Origin of the sequence: Candidatus Symbiopectobacterium sp. 'North America' (genome assembly GCF_015762685.1) — a bacterium.
In the GTDB taxonomy this organism is placed as follows: domain Bacteria; phylum Pseudomonadota; class Gammaproteobacteria; order Enterobacterales; family Enterobacteriaceae; genus Symbiopectobacterium.
Window position 1 is genome coordinate 15,243 of record NZ_PEHF01000054.1, and the last position, 25,652, is coordinate 40,894.

The 25,652-nt window shown below is 50.8% G+C and carries 21 protein-coding genes, 1 tRNA gene and 6 pseudogenes; 13 read left to right on the plus strand and 15 right to left on the minus strand.

Annotation, left to right across the window (positions count from 1 at the left end):
- Positions 1 to 57 precede the first annotated feature (57 nt).
- From lapB to pgpB, 4 genes are all read right to left on the minus strand, one after another.
- Positions 58 to 1,227 (minus strand): lipopolysaccharide assembly protein LapB, encoded by a 1,170-nt coding sequence (lapB, locus tag CS369_RS12230; protein WP_196907301.1) that lies wholly within the window; start codon positions 1,225 to 1,227, stop codon positions 58 to 60.
- Positions 1,228 to 1,239: 12 nt separating this feature from the next.
- Positions 1,240 to 1,545: a LapA family protein gene (locus tag CS369_RS12235; protein ID WP_196907302.1), complete on the minus strand. Its 306-nt coding sequence runs from the start codon at positions 1,543 to 1,545 to the stop codon at positions 1,240 to 1,242.
- A 98-nt stretch (positions 1,546 to 1,643) separates the two neighbouring features.
- A complete protein-coding gene (locus tag CS369_RS12240; RefSeq protein ID WP_196907303.1) occupies positions 1,644 to 1,877 on the minus strand; it encodes a hypothetical protein in 234 nt (77 codons plus the stop codon).
- Between the two features lie 546 nt (positions 1,878 to 2,423).
- Complete coding sequence (gene pgpB / locus CS369_RS12245) at positions 2,424 to 3,191, minus strand: phosphatidylglycerophosphatase B (RefSeq protein ID WP_196907304.1); 768 nt, start codon at positions 3,189 to 3,191, stop codon at positions 2,424 to 2,426.
- Between the two features lie 308 nt (positions 3,192 to 3,499).
- Here pgpB and ribA point away from each other — a divergent pair, with 308 nt between their 5' ends.
- On the plus strand, positions 3,500 to 4,099 hold the full coding sequence (ribA, locus tag CS369_RS12250; protein ID WP_196907305.1) for a GTP cyclohydrolase II: 600 nt from the start codon (positions 3,500 to 3,502) through the stop codon (positions 4,097 to 4,099).
- Between the two features lie 88 nt (positions 4,100 to 4,187).
- Here ribA and acnA read toward each other — a convergent pair.
- Positions 4,188 to 6,847, minus strand: a pseudogene (acnA, locus tag CS369_RS12255) (aconitate hydratase AcnA).
- Positions 6,848 to 7,262: 415 nt separating this feature from the next.
- On the opposite strand from acnA, the gene gstA reads away from it, so the two are divergent.
- Complete coding sequence (gene gstA, locus CS369_RS12260) at positions 7,263 to 7,874, plus strand: glutathione transferase GstA (protein ID WP_196907306.1); 612 nt, start codon at positions 7,263 to 7,265, stop codon at positions 7,872 to 7,874.
- A 39-nt stretch (positions 7,875 to 7,913) separates the two neighbouring features.
- Here the strand turns inward: gstA and pdxY are convergent.
- The 5 genes and pseudogenes from pdxY to anmK form a co-directional block, all read right to left on the minus strand.
- Positions 7,914 to 8,775, minus strand: a pseudogene (gene pdxY, locus CS369_RS12265) (pyridoxal kinase PdxY).
- Between the two features lie 88 nt (positions 8,776 to 8,863).
- The gene (gene tyrS, locus CS369_RS12270) at positions 8,864 to 10,141 is read right to left on the minus strand and encodes a tyrosine--tRNA ligase (protein WP_196907307.1); all 1,278 of its coding nucleotides are present in this window, start codon (positions 10,139 to 10,141) and stop codon (positions 8,864 to 8,866) included.
- 136 nt (positions 10,142 to 10,277) lie between these two features.
- Positions 10,278 to 10,961, minus strand: coding sequence for a pyridoxamine 5'-phosphate oxidase (gene pdxH, locus CS369_RS12275; RefSeq protein ID WP_196907308.1), 684 nt, complete (start codon positions 10,959 to 10,961; stop codon positions 10,278 to 10,280).
- 81 nt (positions 10,962 to 11,042) lie between these two features.
- Entirely contained in the window at positions 11,043 to 11,375 is a 333-nt protein-coding gene (locus CS369_RS12280; RefSeq protein WP_196907309.1) for an MliC family protein, read from the minus strand.
- Positions 11,376 to 11,497: 122 nt separating this feature from the next.
- Complete coding sequence (gene anmK / locus CS369_RS12285) at positions 11,498 to 12,610, minus strand: anhydro-N-acetylmuramic acid kinase (RefSeq protein WP_196907310.1); 1,113 nt, start codon at positions 12,608 to 12,610, stop codon at positions 11,498 to 11,500.
- 593 nt (positions 12,611 to 13,203) lie between these two features.
- On the opposite strand from anmK, the gene CS369_RS12290 reads away from it, so the two are divergent.
- Positions 13,204 to 13,671, plus strand: coding sequence for a glycine zipper 2TM domain-containing protein (locus CS369_RS12290; RefSeq protein ID WP_196907311.1), 468 nt, complete (start codon positions 13,204 to 13,206; stop codon positions 13,669 to 13,671).
- A gap of 412 nt (positions 13,672 to 14,083) precedes the next feature.
- Here the strand turns inward: CS369_RS12290 and slyA are convergent.
- A pseudogene (slyA, locus tag CS369_RS12295) lies at positions 14,084 to 14,531 on the minus strand (transcriptional regulator SlyA).
- A 229-nt stretch (positions 14,532 to 14,760) separates the two neighbouring features.
- Positions 14,761 to 15,009 (minus strand): DUF1289 domain-containing protein, encoded by a 249-nt coding sequence (locus CS369_RS12300; protein WP_196907312.1) that lies wholly within the window; start codon positions 15,007 to 15,009, stop codon positions 14,761 to 14,763.
- Positions 15,010 to 15,337: 328 nt separating this feature from the next.
- On the opposite strand from CS369_RS12300, the gene gloA reads away from it, so the two are divergent.
- Positions 15,338 to 15,745 (plus strand): lactoylglutathione lyase, encoded by a 408-nt coding sequence (gene gloA / locus CS369_RS12305; RefSeq protein ID WP_196907313.1) that lies wholly within the window; start codon positions 15,338 to 15,340, stop codon positions 15,743 to 15,745.
- Positions 15,746 to 15,937: 192 nt separating this feature from the next.
- Complete coding sequence (gene rnt, locus CS369_RS12310) at positions 15,938 to 16,588, plus strand: ribonuclease T (RefSeq protein ID WP_196907314.1); 651 nt, start codon at positions 15,938 to 15,940, stop codon at positions 16,586 to 16,588.
- Positions 16,589 to 16,700: 112 nt separating this feature from the next.
- Here rnt and CS369_RS12315 read toward each other — a convergent pair.
- A pseudogene (locus CS369_RS12315) lies at positions 16,701 to 17,058 on the minus strand (Grx4 family monothiol glutaredoxin).
- Positions 17,059 to 17,468: 410 nt separating this feature from the next.
- Here CS369_RS12315 and CS369_RS12320 point away from each other — a divergent pair.
- The gene (locus CS369_RS12320) at positions 17,469 to 18,380 is read left to right on the plus strand and encodes a C40 family peptidase (RefSeq protein WP_196907315.1); all 912 of its coding nucleotides are present in this window, start codon (positions 17,469 to 17,471) and stop codon (positions 18,378 to 18,380) included.
- A gap of 76 nt (positions 18,381 to 18,456) precedes the next feature.
- Here CS369_RS12320 and CS369_RS12325 read toward each other — a convergent pair whose 3' ends face one another.
- Positions 18,457 to 18,546: a YnhF family membrane protein gene (locus tag CS369_RS12325; RefSeq protein WP_196907316.1), complete on the minus strand. Its 90-nt coding sequence runs from the start codon at positions 18,544 to 18,546 to the stop codon at positions 18,457 to 18,459.
- A 394-nt stretch (positions 18,547 to 18,940) separates the two neighbouring features.
- On the opposite strand from CS369_RS12325, the gene purR reads away from it, so the two are divergent.
- Both purR and cfa read left to right on the plus strand, forming a co-directional pair.
- Complete coding sequence (purR, locus tag CS369_RS12330; RefSeq protein ID WP_196907317.1) at positions 18,941 to 19,966, plus strand: HTH-type transcriptional repressor PurR; 1,026 nt, start codon at positions 18,941 to 18,943, stop codon at positions 19,964 to 19,966.
- A 431-nt stretch (positions 19,967 to 20,397) separates the two neighbouring features.
- Positions 20,398 to 21,473: pseudogene (gene cfa, locus CS369_RS12335) on the plus strand (cyclopropane fatty acyl phospholipid synthase); the annotation flags it as partial.
- Positions 21,474 to 21,545: 72 nt separating this feature from the next.
- On the opposite strand, the gene CS369_RS12340 reads toward cfa, so the two are convergent.
- Positions 21,546 to 22,196 (minus strand): riboflavin synthase subunit alpha, encoded by a 651-nt coding sequence (locus CS369_RS12340; RefSeq protein ID WP_196907332.1) that lies wholly within the window; start codon positions 22,194 to 22,196, stop codon positions 21,546 to 21,548.
- A 462-nt stretch (positions 22,197 to 22,658) separates the two neighbouring features.
- Here CS369_RS12340 and CS369_RS12345 point away from each other — a divergent pair.
- From CS369_RS12345 to CS369_RS12365, 5 genes and pseudogenes are all read left to right on the plus strand, one after another.
- Positions 22,659 to 23,669 (plus strand): annotated as a pseudogene (locus CS369_RS12345) (MATE family efflux transporter).
- A gap of 205 nt (positions 23,670 to 23,874) precedes the next feature.
- Positions 23,875 to 23,951: transfer RNA gene (locus CS369_RS12350), tRNA-Val, on the plus strand.
- A gap of 177 nt (positions 23,952 to 24,128) precedes the next feature.
- Positions 24,129 to 24,611, plus strand: coding sequence for a cold shock domain-containing protein (locus tag CS369_RS12355; RefSeq protein ID WP_196907318.1), 483 nt, complete (start codon positions 24,129 to 24,131; stop codon positions 24,609 to 24,611).
- Positions 24,612 to 24,753: 142 nt separating this feature from the next.
- Positions 24,754 to 25,293 (plus strand): DUF2058 domain-containing protein, encoded by a 540-nt coding sequence (locus tag CS369_RS12360; RefSeq protein WP_196907319.1) that lies wholly within the window; start codon positions 24,754 to 24,756, stop codon positions 25,291 to 25,293.
- Positions 25,294 to 25,389: 96 nt separating this feature from the next.
- On the plus strand, positions 25,390 to 25,635 hold the full coding sequence (locus CS369_RS12365) for a YmjA family protein (RefSeq protein WP_196907320.1): 246 nt from the start codon (positions 25,390 to 25,392) through the stop codon (positions 25,633 to 25,635).
- The last annotated feature ends 17 nt before the right edge of the window (positions 25,636 to 25,652 follow it).

Below are 25,652 nucleotides of genomic sequence, written 5' to 3' on the forward strand. Positions count from 1 at the left end.
ATGTTGTAACTAAATCGCGTTTTATAAAATAGACAATAGCATAATGCACTCCTCACGCTATTGTCCGTCCAGACCACGAATCGGTTTAATGCTGGCCCATGAGCGGCACGAAGGACAGTGCCAGTATAGAGATTGCGAGGTGAAGCCACACTTCTGGCAGCTATAGCGCGGTTTGGTGCGTATCTGTTCTCCCACCATATCGCGTAGCACCAGCAAGCTCTCTTTGGCTCGACCATCTTCGGCTTCACTCAGGTGGAAATCCATCAGACGATGGAAAACACGCATTGTCGGGTGACGCTGTAACTGGCGGTTGATGTAAACCTGTGCCACCTCAGCCCCTTCTTTGCGCTCCAGGATATCCGCCAACATCAGATCGGCGCTGGCACCGGTATTCTCTTCAACACAGCGTTTGAGAAAATCTTCCCATGCCTCCGACGCAGGCAAGTGCTGGTAACAGGTTTCCAGCATCGGCAGGGTTTCACTGACAAAGGCTTTATCTTGTTCCAGAACCTGCTGGAGCACCTCTACCGCAGGCGCATAGCGCTCCTGAGCGATATGAATGCGTCCCATCATGATTGACGCCCGAGCGCACGCTTTATCCGTTGCTGCACTTTTTTTCAATAGCGTCAACGCCTTATCTAGATCGTCACTGCTCATCGCTTGCAGCGCCAGTTCGCAGTAGAAATGGGCGATTTCCGTATTCAACTGCGGCTGGCCGAGTTTGACCAGTTTTTCCGCAATATCGATCGCTTTCTGCCAGTCGCTGGTAGCCTGATAGATCTGCAACAGTTGTTGAAGCGCGCTGCGACGAAAATCCTCTTCATCCACCAGTTGGGTGAAGATCTCTTCAGCACGGTCATACAGCCCGGCGGCCATATAATCACGCCCCAGTTGCTGCACCGCCAGCAGGCGCTGTTCGAACGATAACGAGGCGCTTTCCGTCAATGCCTGATGAATGCGAATAGCACGGTCGACCTCACCGCGTGAGCGGAACAGGTTACCCAGCGTCAGATGCGCCTCGAAGGTGTTACTCTCGTCCTTGATCATATCAAGGAACAGCTCCACCGCTTTATCCTGCTGATTAGAAAGCAAAAAATTCACACCTGTCACATACTCTCGCGATAAGCGGTTGGCTTCTTGATCCTTGTCCTGCTGCGCGCTTCTGCGGCCCATGTACCACCCGTATGCGGCGGCCACCGGCAATAACAGAAACAGCAGTTCTAACATAGAGGAGGATCCTTAGTGGGAAACAGAAGGTGCAGAGGGCGGCGTTTCGCTCTCTGTTACAGACTGTTGCTGTTCCAGGCGTTTGATTTTACGTTGCGCACGGCCCAAGGTGATGCGCAATCGCAGGTAGAATAAACCGCAGATCACCCACCCCAGCACAAACCCTACTGCAAACAGCGTCGCAAGTAACGTGGAAACACGATATTCGCCCTGCGCCAGCAGATAGTTGAAGGTGACAACTTGCTCGTTGTGCGCCCCCAATGTAATGAAAATGATGAATATCGCCAGTACCAATAAGAAGATCAGCAAGTATTTCACGTTCTTGTTCCTGTGATATCGCCTTAACCTGATGATTATGCCAAATGTTGGCGCTAAACCCCATAGAATTATCCATTATAGCCGGAGAAAGGACGCGGCTAGCTGAGGTAGCACCAGACGAGAGCGGCAGCACCGCCTGTTTTTGAACAACCCGATAACAAAAAGCGATGTTCGACAAAACGCGATTCAGGCAAAAGCAATTTTATATAGGGCAAGAGCGCGTGGCGGGCTTCCGCCGGAGGCATGAAATGGCCGCTGGCATTACTCCAAAAAGCCAACTGCTGTTGAGCAAATTTTAGCACCCCAGCGAAATGCACCTTGGTGGCATTCACAAAAGAAGAGTGTCCTTTAAGGGGGAGCCTGCTTATCGGTTCTTCAGGGCAGGCTAGCGCTGCGCACTGGATCTTGTAGGGCGCATCGACAGGGATGATAAAATATAATAACCGTCAATGTGTGAGGCTACCCCCTCAATCGCATTGACCATGCGGTACTCCGTTCCCCACTTTTCCAACATAACAATTTCGGTTGGGTCGTAAGGCAATTGCACCGTTTTACCTTTGACGATGGTGTGCTGAGACCCAGGGTGACGTTCAACCTCAGATGTAAACTCTCTAGCGCATCTTGTAATGTGGTACCATCTTTGGCGATCACATGATTTAACGTGGCCCGTATCCCCGCCGTTATGCACCATGGGGATTTCTGCACCGCAGGGACCGGCTTTCGTTTACAGTAATGTGTATTAGTCACAGAGACGATTTGACGTATCAGGCTGTTCAAAGATATGCGTCGCAAGTAATGATCCCTGACCACGGCCCATCTGCCTGAAACAGCAGAAAGGCTCACAGTATGAACCGCAATGCCTGACATCATAGGAGGGGTCACTGATGCCCCTTTTTCACGTCATCATCACTTTGCCTTTCCTGAGGCGATCGCGTTAATGGACCACACCAGCGCTGTGCCAGCGTACAAGCCAGCACTACCAACACCCAGCTCATCAGGGTCGCCGCGATCAAATCCTGCGGCCAGTGCATGCCCAACGCCAAACGACTGGCCATCACCCCCGATGCCCACACCATCAATACCACCACGGTTTTATAGTGCCGCCGCGCCCACAACAACCCTACCGCCAGTAACGTCCAGGTTGCCGCGAACAGGGTATGCCCCGACGGGAAGGCAAAACCCGTTTCAAATTGCCAATGGGTGCGCAGCCATTCAGGTATCTGCGTCTGTGCGCTCAGTTGTTCCGCCACCAGCCGCGCACGCTCGGGGCGTGGCAAAGAATAGAAATAGCGTTCATCGACCTGATACGCTTTTTCCAACCAGACCACAAAGGGGCGCGGTTCCTGAAGCCGCTCTTTAATTAACGACTTCAGGCCCTGACCTACCAGTACAGTCAGCGCCATGATTACCAGCACGCCCAGGGCCGGTTTGAAACGAAAACGTAAGCACCACAGAAACCAGAGCGCCAACAGCGCGCTGGTCACTATCCCCCAGGGGCGCGTCACCGTTTCCGTGACCCAGAACAGTCCGCGCAGCCAAAGTCCCTGTGTTTCGGGTTGCCATTGCCAGCCGCTCAACCCTACGGCAACGGGCAATATCAGCAAAACTCCCGCACCGGGGGCAGTGCGTTTGGCAATGTCGTACATAGCTTCCCCTGTTTCATCTTTCACTCACAAACGCAGAAAAACACGGTTAAAGAGTGGGTGTAAATCGCAAATTTTTCATAAATTTATCACGAAATCTCCCCGCCTTCGTCAATGGAACGTAAACTACTCCATCGTTATATCAGTACCTGTGCTGCTGTACAAGTATCGTGCTGTGGTACAAACCTGATGAATACATGCAGAGCACCTGCACGGTTTGCGTTTGGTTTTATTGCGCAATGGCGTTTTTACTGGTTAATTGCGTTATCCGGCAGTAGGATGTGCGCAATCTTTTGTGTTGGAGATGTAAAATGCAGCTTAAACGGGTGGCCGAAGCAAAATTACCCACCCCCTGGGGCGATTTCCTCATGGTAGGATTCGAAGAGTTAGCCACAGGACACGATCACCTCGCGCTGGTTTTCGGTGATATCTCCGGTCCAGCGCCTGTTCTAGCACGTGTCCATTCCGAATGTTTAACCGGTGATGCATTGTTCAGCTTGCGCTGCGATTGCGGATTCCAACTGGAAGCCGCATTGGGCCATATTGCTGAAGAGGGGCGTGGTGTGCTGCTCTATCACCGACAAGAAGGGCGTAATATCGGCTTGTTGAACAAGATTCGTGCCTATGCGTTACAAGACCTGGGGGCCGATACCGTCGAAGCAAATCATCAACTCGGGTTTGCAGCTGATGAGCGCGATTTCACGCTATGTGCGGATATGTTCAAGCTGTTGGGCGTGAATGAAGTACGTTTGCTGACCAACAATCCGCAAAAAGTAAAAATCCTCAATGATGCAGGCATCAACATTGTTGAACGAGTGCCGTTAGTCGTGGGACGCAACCCTAAAAATGAGCGCTATCTAGCAACCAAAGCGGCCAAAATGGGCCATATGTTGGATCTCCCTACGCGTTAATGTGTGTCTATAGCGACTTGCCGCTATCAACAACACGCTGACGTTGCTATCGGGGCCTTCGGGCCCCGATATTTCCGCCTACTACCCATCACAACATCTTGCGAATGACGTAGTGCAAAATACCGCCGTGCTGATAATAGGTCAGCTCATTACGGGTATCGATACGGCATCGAGTTTGAATAACCTGCGCGTGTCCCTGACTATCCGTGAGGGTGACGTCCACCGTAGCACCCGGCGTCAAGGCTTGCAGGCCCGCTATCGAGATACTCTCTTCACCCGCCAGCCCTAGGGTTTTACGCGTCACGCCGGGGGCAAACTCCAGCGGTAAGATCCCCATGCAAATCAAGTTCGAGCGGTGGATACGCTCAAACGACTCCGCTATCACCACTCTGACCCCGAGCAACCGCGGCCCTTTTGCCGCCCAGTCGCGGCTGGAACCCGAGCCGTACTCTTTTCCAGCAATCAACGCCAACGCTACCTGTTCATCCTGATAGCGCATAGCCGCATCGTAAATGGCCATAACGTTTTGTGAGGGGATATGCCGCGTGTAGCACCCTTCCGTGCCCGGCACCATCTCATTGCGGATGCGTACATTGGCGAACGTGCCGCGCATCATCACCTCATGGTTACCCCGACGTGAACCATAGGAGTTAAAATCTTCCACGCTGACCCCGCGATCGAGCAGGTAACGGCCCGCCGGGCTCTCTTTTTTGATGCTGCCCGCAGGAGAAATATGGTCAGTGGTAACCGAATCCCCCAGCAGAGCAAGAATTCGCGCCCCGTGAATATCCTGTATCGGATCGGGGTCTTTGCCCATGGTGGTAAAAAACGGGGTTTCACGAATATAGGTAGAATCCTGCGGCCATTCGTAGGTGGGATTATCCCCTACGTCTATCGCCTGCCACTCGGGCGTACCTTCAAAAACAGCAGCGTACTCTTTATGAAACAGGTCAACGCGGACATGCTGCACCGCGTCGGAAACTTCCTTCGCCGAGGGCCAAATATCTTTCAAGAACACCGGTTCACCGTTGTGCCCTACGCCCAGCGGATCGCGGGTCAAATCGAGCGTCATATTGCCCGCCAATGCATAAGCGACCACCAACGGCGGCGAGGCCAGCCAATTGGTTTTCACCAGCGGGTGGATGCGACCCTCAAAGTTACGGTTGCCCGAGAGAACGGCACCAACAGTCAAGTCGGCGGCTTTAATCGCCTGCTCTATTGGTTCCGGCAATGGCCCTGAGTTACCAATACAGGTGGTACAGCCATACCCTACCAGTTGAAAACCCAGAGCATCGAGATAAGGCATTAAGCCTGCTTTGGCGAAATAATCCGGAACCACTTTAGAACCGGGTGCCAGCGAGGTCTTCACCCAAGGTTTACGCCGCAGACCGCGCTCTACCGCGTGCTTTGCCAACAACCCCGCAGCCATCAACACGCTGGGATTGGAGATATTGGTGCACGAGGTGATCGCTGCAATCACGACAGCGCCCTGCCGTAGCGAGAAGGTTTCATCCAACCCTGTCACGTCAACTGCGTCGGCCCCCGCTTTTCCACTGCTAATATCCAGTTCGCGGCTGGAGGTAAACGCGGCGAGCACCTGTGCCAACGCGACGCGATCCTGTGGGCGCTTTGGACCCGCCAGACTGGTTTCCACCGTCCCCATATCCAACACCAGTTGGCTGGTAAAACGGGGTTCATCCCCCGGATGCCGCCACAGCCCCTGCGCTTTGCTGTAAGCTTCTACCAGCGCTATCTGTTCGTCGCTGCGGTTGGTTAAGCGCAAATAGGCCAGAGTGAGAAAAAGCCGCAGGTGGCACCATATTCGGGTGCCATGTTGGCAATGGTTGCCCGGTCCGCCAGGGCCAGGTTATCCAGTCCATCGCCGTAAAATTCAACAAATTTTCCGACAACACCGTGCTTACGCAGCATTTGCGTAACGGTAAGCACCAGGTCGGTTGCCGTGATCCCCTCCCCCAGCTTTCCGCTGAGTTTGAAACCCACCACATCCGGCAACAACATCGAAACCGGTTGCCCTAACATGGCGGCTTCGGCTTCAATACTACCAACGCCCCACCCCAGTACACCTAACCCGTTGATCATGGTGGTATGTGAATCAGTACCAACCAGCGTGTCAGGATAGGCGATGGTTTTGTCCTCTACGGTTTCACACCACACGGCGTTAGCCAAATACTCCAGATTGACTTGATGGCAAATTCCAGTGCCCGGTGGCACCACACGGAAATGACGAAACGCCTTTTGCCCCCAGCGTAAAAACTGGTAACGCTCATGGTTACGCGTCATCTCAAGCCGCGTGTTTTCTACCAGCGCCTGCGGATTGCCAAAATGGTCAACCGTCACCGAATGATCTATCACCAGATCGACGGGTGAAAGCGGATTCACACTGTTAACCTCTCTTCCCAGACGGTGCACTGCATTGCGCATTGCCGCCAAATCCACCACGGCAGGTACGCCGGTAAAATCCTGCATCAGCACGCGTGCAGGACGGTATGCAATTTCGCGATCCGAATGGCCGTGTTCCAACCACGCAGATACCGCGTCGAGATCCGCCTGTTGCACCGTCTCGCCATCGAGATAACGCAACAAGTTCTCCAGCAGCACAGCCAGAGACTTCGGTAATTTTTTTAATGAGCCTAACGATTTTTCAGCCTGTGACAGGCTGTAGTAGTGATAAGTCTGTTGCCGGACATTGAGCCTATCCAGATAGGCGTTGTGTAGCGCCTGTGACATGCTGCCTCTCAATGGCTTGACAGGTTATCGATATTATTACACCGCCATGTCACAGAAGAGAGATATCCCGCTGCTTCATACGGTCTTGTTTAAAGATAACACAAACAAAAAATAACGTTTTAGTAACAAGGGGGTATTCAGCTATCACTGCAATCATCGTTATAAATCGGGCGTTTCTGACACATTCAGGCAAAAGCGAGTACAAGTGCGTAAAAACATCGTTTACTTATTGTCAGTAATATGAATTTTTTATATCACAATCTAATTGCGACTGATCGTACACCTTGTTGAATTGATTTCGGGCACGATAGAGGGTGGTTGGGGCGTTTGAAACACACCACGGTCTGGCGCATCACTTTGTGGAAAGGGTCTTCCGCTCTCCATGTCCTAATCTAATGATAAGAAGGAGCTGTTCATGAAGTTGTATTATACAGCAGGAAGTTGTTCTCTTTTTCCCCACATTGTTTTACGCGAGGCCGGTCAAGATTTCACGTTAGAAAGTGTCGATATTAAAAAGAAAAAAACGTCTGGCGGTAAGGATCTTACGGCTATCAACCCGAAAGGGATGGTGCCGGTACTTCAATTGGATGATGGTACAGTGCTCACGGAAGGCGTCGCCATCGCGCAGTACATTGCAGATAAAGTGCCCGAATCCAACCTGATTGCACCGATAGGCACCATGGCGCGTTATCACTGTGTTGAGTGGTTCAACTATATTTCCGCCGAACTGCACAAAACGTTTACCCCCATTTTTCGCCCAGGCACACCAGAAACCTACAAGGAACTGCTACAGGAATACCTTCAGGTTCGTTTCCGCTATATCAACATCGTGCTCAGTGAACAAAACTATTTGGTGGGAAATCGTTTTTCCGTCGCGGATGCCTATCTGTTTACCGTGATGCGGTGGGCGCAGTCGTTAAAGCTCGATATGTTCCGCTATCATCCGGCACTGGCTGCTTATCTCGACCATATTGCAGAACGCCCGGCAGTATTGACGGCATTGAAGGTTGAGCGATTGAAAGGGTAAGAGAGAGTGCGGCACCCAAGGGTGCCGCCTAACGCGCCATTAACCGAGGCGTTCCGCCTGAAAATGATGACGTGGGTTGGCAATGCCATCTTGTGCCGCCACCAATTGCAGTTCGTACTCGTCCATCTCCTTGGTCACTAGCATTACTTCATATACCGCTGCCGTGGTGTGCTCCAGCGCCTTATCTAACGCAACTCCTTTGAGCAGGTTCACCAGTAACAGGCCGCTGGTCAAATAACCTACACCAACAGGCTGACGTTCGAATTCCACCAGCGGACGGCGGATATGCCAGGCGTCAGTAGGAGTAACCAGCAACATTTCAAAACTGTCAGCACGGCGTGCTGCGCGGCTGAGGTGTTTAACTAACACGATTTTCGGTCCGCGTTCACAGAGCTGACGCGCTGCGGCAACGGCCTCATCCACATTGTGCACCGTCACACCAGCCAGAAGTTCCAGTTCCCGCAGGTTCGGCACAATCACATCGGCTGCCAGCAGCGACTGATTACAGTGGAAACCCGAAACACTGGGTGCCACAAAACAACCTTTTCTCGGGCGTGCTCATCACCGGATCGCAAAAATAGATCGACTGCGGATTCGCCGCTTTAACCTGACGGACGATATCCAGAATACTGGCGCCCTGCTCGGAGGAACCGATATAGCCACTCAACACCGCATCGCAGCGCGCCAGTCTGTCAATATTGGCAATCCCCTGCACAATGTCGGTCAAATGACTGGCGTCCATCACACTGCCGGTCCACTGCCCATACTGCGTATGATTGGAGAATTGCACCGTATTGAGCGGCCAAACGTTTGAGCCCATACGCCGCATCGGAAACTCTGCGGCACTGTTCCCTGCATGTCCAAAAACCACATGGGACTGAATAGAAAGAATGTTTTTCATTTATCAACAACCTGACCTTGCTTATCACTGACCTCGGAGTATTACCAAGAATAAAGGGAGCCTTCGCTCCCTTGTGCATGCTGTTTTCTTATGCCGTCCAACAAATCAGGCAGTAGTGCTTTTTACCACGGCGTAGCAGCGTATAGCGGTCAAACAGACGATCGCTGTCCGCGAAGGCATATTCAGGATTAGACTGTTTTTCGCCGTTAATGGTCACCGCATTTGAGGCGATCATGGTACACGCCTGACCACGAGAAGGGACCAGCTCAGCCGTTACCAACGCCTGCTGCAAGTCAGCATCACGTCCCAGTTCAATAACCGGCATGCCATCCTGTGCCAACTGGGCAAAGTCATTCTCTGTCAGCGCATTCAGTGCACCTGAGAACAGGCTCTGAGTAATGCGCAGCGCCGCTTGCAGACCCACTTCGCCGTGCACCATTCGCGTGACGTTTTCTGCCAGCACATACTGGGCGCGCGGCGCCTTACCGCTGTTTTTGTCCTCTTCTTCTAACGCCGTAATCTCTTCAATGCTGAGGAAGGTAAAGAACTTCAGGAAGCGATAAACATCCGCATCGGCAGTATTGATCCAGAATTGGTAGAATTTGTACGGGCTGGTTTTCTTGGCATCCAACCAGACTGCGCCGCCTTCAGTTTTACCAAATTTGGTGCCGTCTGATTTGGTGATCAACGGAACGGTCAGGCCGAACACCGTATTCTGGTGCAAGCGACGGGTCAGATCGATCCCGGAGGTAATATTACCCCATTGGTCAGAGCCGCCGATCTGCAACGCAACGCCATATTTTTCGTTCAACGCCGCGAAATCATAGCCTTGCAACAGGTTGTAAGAAAACTCGGTAAAAGAGATACCCACATCATCACGGTTCAAACGCTGTTTCACCGCTTCGCGGTTAATCATCTGATTAACAGAGAAGTGCTTACCGATATCGCGCAGGAAAGTCAGCACGTTCATGCCGCCGAACCAGTCATAGTTGTTCGCCATGACAGCGCTATTGTAGCCGCAATCAAAATCCAGGAACGGCGACACCTGATCGCGAATCTTCTCAACCCACTCGCCCACGGTTTCGCTGGTATTGAGTTTACGCTCTGTGGCTTTGAAGCTCGGATCGCCGATAAGGCCCGTGGCCCCACCGACCAATGCCACGGGCTTGTGTCCCGCAAGCTGGAAGCGACGCAGGCACAACAGCGGCACCAGATGCCCCAAATGCAAGCTGTCAGCGGTCGGATCGAAACCGCAATACAGTGCAATTGGCCCCTGTGCCAGCTGCTCTGCTAACGCGTTTTCGTCCGTTACCTGAGCAACCAGGCCCCGCTCTTGCAATTGTTGAATCAGGTTACCACTCGCCATCAATAGCTCCATTTTCGTAAAATAAACGATGTTTAAAAAACCGTATTCCAAGGGAAATAACGTAACGTCATGGAATAAAGCGCCCCTGAGGGGAGCGCCAGTATTTAAAGGGGATAATTGCTACAATTCGCAGCACTTAGGGTGCAAGACGATCGATTTGCCAGTTATCACCGTCGCGCTGGTAGAGAAAGCGGTCATGCAGGCGGTGCGCCCCGCCCTGCCAAAATTCAACAGTATCAATGACCACACGGTATCCGCCCCAAAAACTCGGTAACGGCACCTCGCCTTTCATGAATTTTTGTTTCAGTTCTAAAAACTTGCTTTCCAGCACGCCACGGGCCGATATGCGACTCGATTGTTGTGAAACCCAAGCGCCTATCTGGCTCTCTTTCGGCCGGCAGTGGAAATATTTCAACACCTCGATGGTGGATAACCGTTCAGCATGCCCCGTCACAATCACCTGGCGATCCAGGCTGTGCCAGGGAAACAGTAAACTGATACGCGAATTTAGCGCCAGATGCTGTGCCTTGCGACTGCCCAGATTGGTGTAAAACACCATACCTTGCTCATCGACGTGTTTGAGCAACACGATGCGCTGGTATGGTTGGCCCTGCTCATCGACGGTAGCAACGCACATCGCGGTAGGATCGGACAGGCGCGCATCGCATGCCTGCTTGAGCCACTTATCAAACAAATCAAGTGGATTGGCGGTCAATTCATTGCGGCGTAAACCGCCACGGGTATATTCGCGTCTTACGTCCGCAATTTCATCTTTAGTCGGAAATGCGGCGGAGGGAAGTGAAGTGTTGTCCTGTGTCATAACATCCTGTGGTGTGCCGGGACGAAAATCATCATTCCATTCTGCGCCCACAGCGGGAAAATCTCAATGTAACACGTTGCGTCAAGGCGCATTCTGTAGGAGGCAATCATCCGCAATGATGTGTCCGCTACGCTCGATAAAGGCGCGCTCCCCCTTGCTCCAGAAGGTATACCGGTTATTGCTGTATTTGGTACCTGAGGCAGAAACCACCTGCGGAAGTTGCAGGCGCTCGCCATCCAGCAGGAAATGCACTTCCGCAGGCTGGATATCCTGTTTCAGCGTCACGGTGAGCGGCAGGGTGCCACACTGATAATGCAGCGTTTTTACCGGTGTCTGCCGGTTAAAACCGCTACAGCCGGACAGAATCATAAGCCCTAACAGCACGCCAGCGCGGCCCGATAGCAGTATTTTCATTGTTACGTTCCCGTTGTTACCAGTCTGAAAGTTATCTCCACATGACCACGACACAGCCTGTCGAGTCACGGAAAAAAACAGTGTAACAACGGGTTTTACAACGACCTCTCAGCAAAATCTGATTAGTCGTTCAGAACGGGAAAAATCGCCCCCAATATCGTCGCTTTGTTGGCACCGGTCACTGACGGCAGATTACCGGGCAATCCCGACAAGGTGCGCGCAGCGAGCCAGGCAAAAGCCAGCGCCTCCATATCGTCGCTGTTCACGCCACATTCATCGGTGGTATTGACCTCAATGCCAGGCATCAATGCGGACAGACGCGCCATCAACAGGGGATTGCGCGCCCCGCCGCCGCACACCAGCACACGTTCACAGCCTCCCGTTAACAGCACCTGGTCGGCAATGCTGACGGCGGTTAGCTCCGCCAGTGTGGCCTGCACATCCTGAGGCGCAAGGGTGCCATAACCGGCAAGCTGCTTTTCCAGCCAGCCCAGATTAAAGTATTCGCGCCCGGTGCTTTTAGGGGCAGGTAAAGCGAAATAGGGATCGGCCAGCATGCGGCGTAGCAAGGAGACGTTAACCTGTCCGGTTGCCGCCCACTGCGCGTCTTTATCATAGGGTTGCCCTTGACGACGCCAGATCCAGGCATCCAGCAACATGTTTCCTGGCCCGGTATCATAGCCACGTACCGGACAGTCAGGCGACAGCAGGGATATGTTGGCAATCCCCCCAATATTGAGCACTACGCGACGTTCATCCGAGTGCATCAGCAACACATAGTGAAAACCCGGCACCAGCGGCGCACCCTGCCCGCCAAGCGCGATGTCACGTCGGCGAAAATCGCCCACCGTAGTGATGCCAGTCAACGCTGCAATCTGGTTGTTATCGCCGATTTGCAGCGTACAAGGCGCGTCACCGACCGGTTCGTGCCACACCGTTTGTCCATGGCAGCCGATCGCCACGATATCGCTGGCATCGAGTTCAGTCTGTTTCAACAGTATTAGCACTGCTTCGGCAAACAGCTTGCCGAGGCGTGTATCCAACTGACCTAACGTTGACAGCGTTACTGCCTGCCCCTGACATACGTCCAGAATCGCTTGCTTCAATGCCAACGACATTGGATGACAATAGCTCGCCTGCTGCGCGACCGTGTGCTCATCAATCGCTGCAAGAACCACATCGACACCGTCCAGACTGGTGCCCGACATCACTCCGATGTATCTGCCTGATTTCATAACGGTGTATTTCCCATCCCGTACTGTACACGCACACAAAATCCCCATAAACTAAGCTGCACTTGTTTACAAAATAACATGGCTAGCGGGCGAACGGCTCAGGTATTCTTAATTCTACGGCGGATTCGACATCCTATTCTTTGAATGCGCGTTTATTTTGAGGAAAAAAAGGCCGTTTTTTGCTATAAAATGAGCATATGCGCCAATAGGATGAAAGAGAATAGTAGCAGCAAGGAACTTTAGCCATTTTTCATTATCAATATATATCCTAAATAATTCGCGTTGCAGGAAGGCGGCAAGTGAGAGACAAAGTTGTCTGAAACAAATTTGCACAGCGCTTGCGCTAGCCCGAAGGGTGAACCTCAGGGATGAGGTTCATCAATCCCGATGAGCTTACTCAGGTAAGTGATTCGGGTGAGTGAGCGCAGCCAACACACCTGCAACGCGAAGTATGACGGGTATAATCCTATTATATTAGGGTGAGTTGTGCGCAACGGCCAATTTAGCGTTTCGCAGTGACCGTTTGATAAGCATTACCACGTTAGCCTTCAGTAACGGAAAGCTGACACATTGCGATTACAGGAGTCTTATATATGATGAAGCGTTTACTTGTGATTACTTTAGCCGGTATGACATTGGCGGGCTGCGCCAACACCAGTTCGCTTTACGGTGACGTTTATCGCGCCTCTGAAGCCAAACAGGTTCGTACTGTAACTTATGGCACCATCGTTTCATTACGACCTGTACAGATTCAGGCTGGCGATGAGAATGGCGCCATGGGCGCAATTGGTGGCGCAGTACTGGGTGGGTTCCTGGGTAACACCATCGGTGGTGGCACGGGTCGTTCACTGGCAACCGCAGCAGGCGCGGTGGCGGGTGGTGTAGCGGGGCAAAGTGCACAAGGTGCGATGAACCGCGTTCAAGGCGTCGAGTTGGAAATCCGTCGTGATGATGGTACCACCATCATGGTTGTGCAACGCCAGGGCGATACCCGTTTCAGCGTGGGCAAACGTGTTGCCATGTCCAGCAACGGCCAAAACGTGACTGTAGCACCACGATAAACACGCCTCTATTTTCTGTTATCACCACCGGCACGGTGGTGATAACCTGCATTATTTCTTAGATCAATAATGTCACTTCACATTAAAAGTTCATTCGGACACAATGCAGCCTCAATCGTACAGGCATGCTGAACAAATAATTGCATTAACACAAAACACGTCGGGTACAACACGTTTTTAACGAAAAATAGCACATCATTTAAAAAAAATGTCAAAAGGTATATCACCTGCCTAGGCTAAAACCTCACCCGCTTTTTTCAGTAAAAAAACATCCACACGGCATCAATAATTCACCAGAAATAGGGATCAGGTAAAGGATCGTGGCGTGATGTCATGTTTGAATACAGTGCATTATTCAATTCGGCTTGATGGACATTTATTCTACCTACGCATTATTGTGTCTGGTGATACATCAATGATGGCTTTCATGGCTCTCATGTAATGCGAGAATATTTTTCTCTAGGCGCGCAATCAAGGCCAGTCAGTGCACTGACTTCCTGTACCGAAATACCCAGCAAGATCTCACCACGCGTTTGGCTTATCACATCATCCACCGCCTGGATGATCAGCTCTGCCGCATCGGTCAACGCGATGCGTTTTGCACGCCGATCGTGCGCACAAATACTTCGAGTAATCAGCCCTTTCTCTTCCAACTGATCCAAGATTCTTACCAGTGATGGCTGCTCGATGCCAATGGCTTTTGCCAATTGAATCTGCGACTGCCCCGGAGGCAGTTGGTATATATTATGCAGCGTAACCCAATGCGTCTGTGTTAATTCCAGCGGTTTCAGGCGAAAATCAATTAATGATCGCCACACGCGAACCAATCTGGCCAAATCAGAACCCAACGGCAATTCCATAACATCTCCTTATTATTAGCGTACTAAGTTATATCCCTGGATTGCAATCAACTCTGATTTTAAAAAAATGAAAAAGGCGCCTTGCTTAATAATTTATCCATAATGGCGGTAGCCACATTGCTGTTATACCAAATATATACACTTTGAGGAAATTATCTCAACGCCTAACGGTGCAAAAGAGTTGTTCTCTCTGCATTATGCAACATCAGTTATTAGGGCCGTAGCCGCACTACTCATCGTTGAATAACGAAGGCTGCTGCCACTCGCTATTCAGTGTAGCCTTTTCCGAACGTACCATCCGTTTCTCGCGCTGCCGGCAAAGCCTCAGCACGTCCTGTTTTTGCGTATCGCTCATCTGCCCCCAGAAGAAACGCTTACTGCGACTACGGAAGCAACCCAGACAATAACCGCGCGCATCCGTTTGGCACACGCCACGACAAGGATTGGGAACAGCAAAAAGCTCAAGTTGTTCAGGCACTGCACCTCCGCTACCCATCACGTTCATTGAAGCGTTACAGGGCGACAATGGCAAGCTTTAGGTGTAGAGCGGCGCAGGTTGTAAACGATACTCAGTATTATATATTGTAGCGCCGAAGATTTCTCTAGCGACACTATTTATTTGGCCTGTCATTAATATACCGCAAAGTTATGGTATAAATGTGATTTTTGTCCACTGCAGCACTCTGAGTGTACCTTCTACATCAAGGGCTTGGACTCAATCCCGTTACAACGGTATACTTTGTAACGAGCCTTTGCGCTGTCGCCTTTGTGATGGCGGTCAACCACAGTAGTCAATCGAGGATATTATGCGCTTACTTCATACCATGTTGCGTGTTGGGGATTTACAACGCTCAATCGATTTTTACACCAAGGTACTGGGGATGCGTTTGCTGCGAACCAGTGAAAATACCGAATACAAATACACGCTCGCTTTCGTGGGTTATACCGAAGAGAGCGAAGGGGCCGTCATTGAACTGACGTACAACTGGGGCGTTGATAAATACGATTTGGGTAATGCTTTCGGGCACATTGCGCTGGCGGTTGAAGACGTTGCCGCAACCTGCGAGCGAATTCGTCAAGCAGGCGAAAAAGTGACGCGTGAAGCTGGCCCGGTTAAGGGCGGCACCACAATTATTGCCTTTATCGAAGATCCCGATGGTTACAAGATTGAGCTGATTGAAAAAGCGCAATCCGGAAACGGGCTCGGCAAGTGATTGTCAGGCGATGCTCTGAGGCGGTATCTGCCCGCCGCTTTTTTTGGCTTTCTCCCTCCCCTTCTCTCTTACGTGGTGCTCATTCCATTGCGCACTTCTCCCCTTCAGGGTGCTCAAGGCATCAGGTTTACTGCATTGGTGGTGGGAATTTGCCATAATGCGCGCTGCATTTAGTAAATGATTAAAGAGAACATGGCTGATAAAAATAACCTGAACGCACTGAGTGGCCGTTTCCGCGGGTTTTACCCGGTTGTTATTGATATTGAAACCGCAGGATTCAACGCGAAAACTGACGCACTGCTGGAAATTGCCGCCATCACGATGAAAATGGATGAAGACGGTTGGTTACAGCCTGATGAGACGTTGCATTTTCACGTCGCGCCATTCGAAGGCGCGCTGCTTGATCCCGCTGCGCTGGCATTTACCGGCATTGATCCCCACAATCCGTTGCGCGGTGCCGTCTCTGAATACGAAGCCCTACATGAAATATTCAAAATGGTGCGTAAAGGTATTAAAGACAGGGGCTGTAATCGCGGGATTATTGTCGCCCACAACGCCAATTTTGATCACGGCTTTCTGATGGCGGCAGCGGAACGCTGCGGGCTGAAGCGCAACCCGTTCCACCCCTTTGCCACCTTTGACACTGCCGCGCTGAGTGGATTGGTGCTGGGACAAACCGTATTGGCGAAGGCCTGCATGACCGCTGGCATCGCCTTCGACTCCGCGCAGGCACACTCAGCGCTTTATGATACACAACAAACCACGGCGCTATTTTGCGAACTGGTTAATCGTTGGAAGCGGCTGGGCGGTTGGCCATTGCCCCAGGAAGACCAAACGGACTAAGTACCCCGAGTACGACCATAAACAGGTTTTATTCCCAAATAAAAGGGGACCACGGTGCTGGGTCCCCTCTTTTACCTCAAATACCGGCGGTATGCCCACCAAGAGGCTCGATTTACTGTGCGCTGTCTCCGTCCTGCGGCTCACGGTATTTGTCTGCGGTTTCTTTGAATCAGTTGCTGTAATTCGCCACGTTGATACATTTCAATGACAATATCGCATCCGCCAACCAGTTCACCGTCAACCCACAGTTGAGGAAAGGTCGGCCAATTAGCGTATTTTGGCAGCTCGGCACGAATATCCGGGTTTTGTAAAATGTCCACATAGGCGAAGCGTTCACCGCACGCCGACAGCGCTTGCACGGCTTGGGCAGAGAAACCGCAGCTCGGCAACTTCGGGGAACCTTTCATGTATAACAGAATCGGGTTTTCTGTAATCTGGCGCTGAATTTTTTCAATCGTTGTCGTCGTCATGCTTTTTGCTTCCTCAAACGGTGTTTCTGCGAGCCATCACGGTACCCTCTTCCTGTCGAAGGGATCGCACGGCATCATTATGTAACGAGGTATTATCGCACCATTGTCGTGTATGTGCTTTGTTATCCAAGCGATTGCAAAGCACATATACCGTTGCTTCATTGTAGCGAGAGCAGTCATGACAAAAAAACGCCATTTTTTGTAGGGTTTTTCCTGTCGCTGTTCCCCCTCAGTCACCCTCGGTGAAATATGCCGCAATAAATGATGATATTTACAGCGGGAAAACAATTATTAACGCTTTCTAATGATTCTGTTAAGCGAAAAGGTGATTTCCTGCTTTTTTCTCATGCCGTTTTCGTGAATACTTTTCGAATTGAGCGAGTTAAGGATTGTATTCGGTCTCTTTTATCATGCGCATATTTATTACTCTGATCTTTGTTTTCTTCAGCCATCTGTTTGTTAATGTTGCCCAGGCAGCTTCGCACACCAATGCGGAGAAGAAAGCCAGCGCCAGCACGGATGACAAACACCTGAAAAAAAACCAGACCACCAAAACCGCTAAAAAACCACAACCCCCACCAGAACCACCGAAGAAAAAGGCGACGCAGGAAAAAGCCAAAGCGCAGCCTGAAAAAAAGATCGTTGAAAAAAAGACCGTTGAGAAAAAAACTAAAATAGCGCAAAACACCAAACCCACTAAAACGACCGCCAATAAAAAGATCTCTGCCGACGTTGAGACCAAGGGCACTGCGTCAAAAACCACGTCATCGCGCTACCATAGCGCAACCCCCGCAAAACTGGTAAAGGGGCTCAAAAAAGGCGCTGATGCCACTGAGAAGAAAACAGCGACGATAAAACCGGGTGCCAAGAAAGCGGGCAAAGAGTTGGTGCTCAGTGAAGCGCATAAGCGCCGTTATCAGCATGCAAAAATGACGGCGATGAACAAGCTGATGAGTCAGATCGGTAAACCTTATCAATGGGGTGGTAACTCGCCCTACACCGGTTTCGACTGTAGCGGTCTGGTCTATTATGCCTATAAAGATGTGGTGAAGATTCCTATCCCACGCACCGCCAATGAAATGTATCACCTGCGCGATGCTGCGCCCATCAATAAGGGTGAACTGGAGATTGGCGATCTGGTGTTCTTTCGCATCAATGGTCGCGGCACCGCCGATCATGTCGGGGTTTATCTCGACAATGGCAAGTTTATTCAGTCACCGCGAACCGGTGCCGATATCAAGATCAGTAAGTTGAGTGAAGACTACTGGCAGGAACACTACATTGGTGCACGTCGCGTGGTGACACCACAAACGATTCGTTAATCGCCACATCGAGACGCGTTAGCGATAATAAAGACCAGGTTATGCCTATGCAGCCTGGTCTTTATTTTAATCGCGATCAGTTCAACACGGCAACAAAGCTAAATACCATGATCATGACTAACGCTCCAACCGTGGTCAGTAATGACATTTTCAAATCAGTATTCATTCTATCTCCTTGAAACACAGAAACGCGTGAAAATTGCCGCCGCACTGGATGCCCCGTTCTTTCCTGCACACAACTACCCGCAGCACAATGGCGCTAAAAAAGCATTGTTACACATTTTATAGGGAAAATCTCCGATCCCGGCTGCACTAATTAAATCAATTATCCCTTTCACTTTCGCGGCAAATCAGCCAGAATTAGCAGTTTACCGTGCGCTGCGTCGGTGTCCGAACATGTCATCTTCGATGGGATCAACGCGTCCCCTTTAGGTACAAAGTATTTCGGCAGTCTCCTTCTGATATCCTGTTTATACCATCGGAAAGAGAACATTACGCAAAAGCAAACGATTAACAAACTATATACTGCCGTAACAAGTAGGTTCAGGAGTCATGTTTAGATGGCAACGATCAAAGATGTGGCAAAGCGTGCTGGCGTTTCAACAACAACCGTCTCTCACGTCATCAACAAAACACGTTTCGTCGCCGAAGAAACCAAAACGGCCGTGCGGGAAGCCATCAAGGAATTACACTACTCCCCGAGCGCAGTGGCTCGTAGCTTAAAGGTAAACCACACCAAATCCATCGGGCTGCTCGCTACCTCGAGCGAAGCACCCTACTTTGCGGAAATTATCGAAGCGGTTGAAAACAGTTGTTATGCAAAAGGCTACACCCTGATTCTGTGTAACTCGCATAATAACCTGGAAAAACAGCGGGCCTATCTTTCCATGCTGGCGCAAAAACGGGTCGATGGTCTGTTGGTAATGTGTGCGGAATATCCGCCTGAACTGCTGAGCATGTTGGCCGATTACCGCAGCATTCCCATGGTGGTGATGGATTGGGGTCAGGCACACAGCGATTTCACTGACACCATCATTGATAACGCCTTTGAAGGGGGATATCTGGCTGGGTGTTACCTGATTGAACGCGGCCACCGCGACATCGGTGCCATTCCCGGTATTCAGGAACGCAACACGGGCAGCGGGCGTTATCTGGGTTTTCTCAAAGCCTTGCAGGAAGCGGATATCACCGTTCGCGATGAGTGGATTGTTCAGGGCGATTTCGAGCCGGAATCGGGTTACAAAGCCATGCACCAGATTTTGGCGCAGAAACAGCGCCCGACCGCTATTTTCTGCGGCGGTGACATCATGGCCATGGGCGCCATCTGCGCGGCGGATGAGCTCGGACTACGCGTACCGCAAGATATTTCCGTGATTGGCTACGACAATATTCGCCATGCACGTTATTTCACGCCAGCCTTAACCACGATCCACCAGCCAAAAGAGCGTTTGGGCCAATCGGCTTTTACCATGCTGCTCGATCGCATCACCAGTAAGCGAGAAGATGCGCAGATGATTGAAGTTCACCCAACGCTTATCGAACGTCGTTCAGTGGGTGACGGCCCTTTCCGCGACTACCGCCGTTGATGTTTAAGACGATTTTCTTATAGTACCTTGATTTGTAAATTCTTTATGGCTGCATCAATCAATTTTGACTTGTCCTCTGATTGAAGCAGTCATACACTGTTTTTCATTCGGACAATATCCCTACACTTATCCTTATAATAACGAGCGCAGCACTGCGTATCAGGATATGTTCCCCTACGTGTTATCACGTACCGGCGTTGACACTTCATTCCCTCTGGGTATCCAGAGAGTAGACTATGGATGTTATGCCCGCTGCCGCTGTGCAACGGGCAAGCATAAACGACTGCGAACGAATGCAACCGCTTACTATTTGAACAATGGGTAACCTGCCCGTGATTCGAACACGCAGCGCGCAAACCGCAGCATTCGGGTTGATGAGAGACTGTCTATGCTGTTCCTTGCGGCGCTGTCTGGCAAGGTTGGGAGAAGTTATGAGTTCATCATATGTAGAGGAACTGGCAGAACATAACACGTCCTGGTTCCGGATCGTACACGCGTTATTGGCTATCGCCGATATCAAAATCAATGGCTCACGCCCGTTTGATATCCGGGTACGTAACCCTGATTTCTACAAGCGCGTTCTGCGTGAAGGCTCCCTGGGGCTCGGGGAAAGCTATATGGACGGTTGGTGGGAGTGCGATCGTTTAGACTGTTTTTTTCGGCGTATTCTACGCGCAGGGCTTGAGAAAAAGGCCCCCCATCATCTTAAAGACATTTTGCACATTGTCGCCGCGCGCTTGATTAACCTGCAATCCCGCAAGCGAGCCTGGATCGTCGGCGAGGAGCATTACGATTTGGACAACGATCTGTTTAGCCTGATGCTCGACACGCATATGCAATACTCCTGCGGCTACTGGAAAGAGGCCACTACCCTAGAACAGGCGCAACAGGCCAAACTGCGCATGATTTGCGAAAAACTTCAGCTTCAGCCAGGCATGACACTGTTGGATATTGGCTGCGGCTGGGGCGGTCTGGCCGCCTATGCGGCACGCCATTATGGCGTATCGGTCTACGGAGTGACCATCTCGCGTGAGCAGCAAAAACTGGCTCAGGCGCGCTGTAGCGATCTCAACGTCACCATTGAATTGCAGGATTATCGCGACCTTAACCGACATTTCGATCGCATCGTGTCTGTCGGCATGTTTGAGCACGTTGGACCGAAAAATTACGATACGTACTTTCGCGTCGTCAGCAAAAATCTCAAACCCGACGGGTTGTTTCTGCTGCATACCATTGGGGCAAATAAAACCGATTCGCAGGTTGACCCCTGGATTAACAAATATATCTTTCCCAACAGCTGCTTGCCCTCCGTGCGCCACATTGCCGCATGCAGTGAACCTTATCTGGTGATGGAGGATTGGCACAATTTTGGGGCCGATTACGATAAAACCTTGATGGCCTGGCACGATCGCTCGCCAGTTGGCCACAGTTAACGGACCGTTATTCGCCGCGTTTTAACCGTATGTTCCGTTACTACCTGAATGCCTGCGCCGGGGCGTTTCGCGCGCTGATTTCGGTCAGCTTAACGCCGTACAGCCAAGGGTGTATGGCATTTTTTATCGTCTTTTCAGCTCAGGCTTCAGGCGCTCTGCGCAGCATTTGCCGTTGCAGCCTCTTGTGCCTGACTCTGTGCCAGCACACGTTCAACCGTGTCGATCACAGCCTGAGTTTGCGGATCGATTTCGATATTGATCCGGTTCCCCAATCGCTTCTGGCCGAGCGTGGTGCGTTGCAGCGTTTCGGGAATCAAATGCACGCAGAAACGGCTGCGAGTCACTTCACCCACCGTGAGACTGATGCCATCAATTCCGATAAAACCTTTTTGCAGCACATATTTCATCTGCGATTCATCGAAGAGTCGGAACCAAATCTGGTGGTTGTTTTCCGAGGTAAGAATTTTAACCACTTCGGCCGTGCACATAATGTGCCCGGACATAACATGTCCGCCAATCTCATCGCCGTATTTTGCGGCACGCTCAATATTCACCAGATCGCCCGGCGTGATATCGCCCAGGTTGGTCAGACACAGCGTCTCTTTCATTAAATCAAAACTGACCCGATCGCCATCAATTGCCGTCACCGTCAGACAGCAGCCGTTATTGGCAATCGAGGCACCTGTCACCAGGCAGGTCAGTAATTCGGGAGGAAGTTTTACCACATGCGTGCGGAAGTTCGTTTTTTCATCGATGGACACCACCGGCGCGGTGCCTTGAACAATACCGGTAAACATACGCTTGCCTCATAATAAATCAGTGAAATAACTGAATGCTACTGTGCCAGTCTCTCCCCCTACACCACAGTGGCACGCCGTGAGGGAATAAAGGCTGACAAATCATTTTGCAGTTTGCCTCATAACGACTGGAAAACCAAACGTATTCCCGCCTTTGTCGCCTGACAAATCCGATAAGGCAACAGAACCTCTCCATTGACACAATATCTTACGAAGAAGTTGGTTTACTTATGCCAAGCCGTTACATAGAATAATGTTATGTAATCGATTGATTTTCCATCTCAGATAGATGGCTTAAAAAGCTATTCGTGCTCGTTATCTCGCTTGCGGTTGTTTACTTTCATTCATCCCAACCCCCCTGCTGGAAAAGCAATGCGCCACCTCGCCGTGCTGCCGTATAACAGAAAGCGAGGCGGTATCGACGTCAGTTTTTCGTTTTAACAATTCAAGGAAGGTGTTTGCGTGCAGAAATATTTGTCAGAGGCGCGGAGCCTGTTAACGCTCGCGGTTCCTGTCATTATTGCGCAGGTTTCCCAAACGTCCATGGGTGTCGTTGACACCATTATTGCGGGTGCCTATAGCGCCACCGATATGGCGGCGGTTGCAATCGGTACCTCCGTGTGGTTGCCGGTCATCCTGTTTGGCACAGTTTATTAATGGCGCTCACGCCAGTGGTAGCCCAACTCAACGGTTCTGGCCGACGCCCGCGCATCGCCCATCAGGTTCAGCAGGCGTTTATTTTGGACGCGATCGTTGCGGTTATCACCATGATAGTACTGTATAACGGCAAACACGTTATTGCCTTGATGCATACCGACTCACCGGAGTTGGCGAATGTTGCCATCGGCTATCTGCACGTGATGCTGCTGGGAGTGCCGGGCTATCTGTTCTATCAGGTGCTGCGCTGCCAGTGTGAGGGGTTATCCAAAACCAAGCCGGGCATGGTAATTAGCTTTATTGGCGTGCTGATCAATATCCCGCTGAACTACATCTTTATCTACGGCAAATTTGGCATGCCTGAACTGGGCGGTGTGGGTTGCGGCCTACACCGGCATCGCGACCGGCGTGATGCTGGCCTGTTGTACCACCATTTTCACCGCGTTGCTGCGTGAACAGATCGCCTTGTTGTATAACAAGAATCCCGAAGTGGTCGCTATGGCGGCGCAGTTGATGCTTCTGGCCGCGATTTATCAGATCTCAGACGCGGTGCAGGCTATCGGCAACGGCGTATTGCCTGGCTATAAAGACACGCGTTCCATTTTCTACATCACGTTCGTCTCCTACTGGATACTCGGTTTACCCAGCGGTTATCTGCTGGCAATGACCGATTATTGGGTGCCGCGCATGGGTCCTGCCGGTTTCTGGTGTGGCTTTATCATTGGGCTCACTGCTGCCGCGATCATGATGGTGCTACGTATCCGTTATCTGCAACGCCAACCGCCCGGCGATATTCTGGCGCGCGCGGCGCGCTAGCCCTGATATCACCCAACGCAAGGGGCAGCAAGCCACCGGCGTTGGGTGAAAAAAACGCAAAGTGAACACAAGCGCAGCAGTCGTGCGGTTCAACCGCATAAATGTTGCATTTGCGTCTTGCCAGCACCACGTTCACTCGCTACTATGCGCCCCGCACGGCAGCACAGGGCATTGCCCGCTGCTTTAGTTACCAGCCTCACAAAATGCGTTCTTAGCTCAGTTGGTTAGAGCACCACCTTGACATGGTGGGGGTCGATGGTTCGAGTCCATTAGAACGCACCATTTCTTGTTCCTCAGTGTTCTATTTATCACTCGGTTTTCAATCTCCTGAAGCCTGTCTTTGGCAATAACACCCGACATTTATCATCAAGAGACAAACCAAAGAGGTGGTCTGCGTAGGGATTGTGCTTTACACTGAGCGCTGCAAAAATAAGGTGATAAACGATTAGGTAGGCGGTAATGGCTATGAACGGAACGATCACAACCTGGTTTAAAGATAAAGGTTTTGGATTTATCAAAGATGAAAACGGCGATAATCGTTATTTTCATGTGATTAAGGTCGCCAATCCGGATCTGCTTAAAAAAGGCGCGACCGTCAGTTTCGAACCCACCACCAATAACAAGGGTCTGTCGGCTTATGCCGTGAAAGTCGAACCGGAAAGCAAATACATTTATATCGCAGGCGAGCGCATCAAGCTTACCTCTATTAAATCCTTTCTGGTATTCAGCGAAGAAGTGTCGGCCGATACCCGCATTGATAAAGAAAATACGGTGCTTTCTGTGGGCGCGCTAATGGGAAATATCAGGCCGAAATCAACCGCTAAATCCAGTGATGTTCGTGCGATGAAAAAATCGGTGATCACCACCTTCCATGGTTCGACGTTAATTTTCACGGAAGATGAAATAGACATTGAGGCCACGGTGAAACTGCTCAAGGTGTGAAGCCATTTCGCTGCCGTATTTATTGCGCCCCTGATGGCGTCCTCCAGATTCAAACGCCGTAGCGATCAGGCTTTGCGCACGGTTACAGCCTCGGCGATTACAGGTATAATCCCACAAATTTTTCTACGGTTTCGAAACGACGATGACAAAACTCACCTTACAAGAGCAGATGCTGAAAGCGGGATTAGTAACCAGCAAAAAAATGGCCAAAGTTGAAAGAACGGCCAAAAAATCACGCGTTCAAGCACGTGAAGCCAGAGCCACGGTAGAGGAAAATAAAAAAAATCAGCTTGAACGTGATAAACAGCTCAGCGAACAACAAAAGCAGGCTGTGTTATCTAAAGAGTATAAAGCGCAGGTGAAGCAACTGATTGAAATGAAAAAAATCGACATTGCAAAAGGTGATATTGGTTTCAACTTCACGGATAACAATGTAATCAAAAAGTTGGTTGTAGATAAGCTGACGCAAACTCAGCTGATTAATGGCCGTCTCGCCATCGCGCGTCTGGTTATTGATAGCAAGGGTGAGAGCCAATACGCAATTATCCCGGCGAGCGTGGCCGAAAAAATTGCGCAGCGCGATGCGAGCAGTATTGTTTTACACAGTGCGCTGAGTCAGGAGGCGCAAGATGAAGAAGATCCTTACGCCGACTTTAAAGTGCCCGATGATTTAATGTGGTAACTGACGCAGTAGGTTGTTGTGGCTTTACTGCATTTCACCACCTGACCAGACAATGTTGGTGGTACTGACAAACACCTTACCCCGTGGGGACGATGTATGAACAATGAAATACCCCTTAAATATTATGATATTGTAGATGAGTATTCGACGGAAGCCGCCACGTTGGTGAACGAGTCAGAGCGTGACGCTCTGGCGCACTATTTCCAATTGCTGATCACTCGTTTAATGAATAATGAAGAGATCAGTGAGCAGGCTCAGCACGAAATGGCGCGTGAGGCCCATATCAACGAGCAGCGCATTGATGAGATAGCAACGTTTTTGAATCAATGGGGCAATGAGTAGTGCTGCACAGCACATAA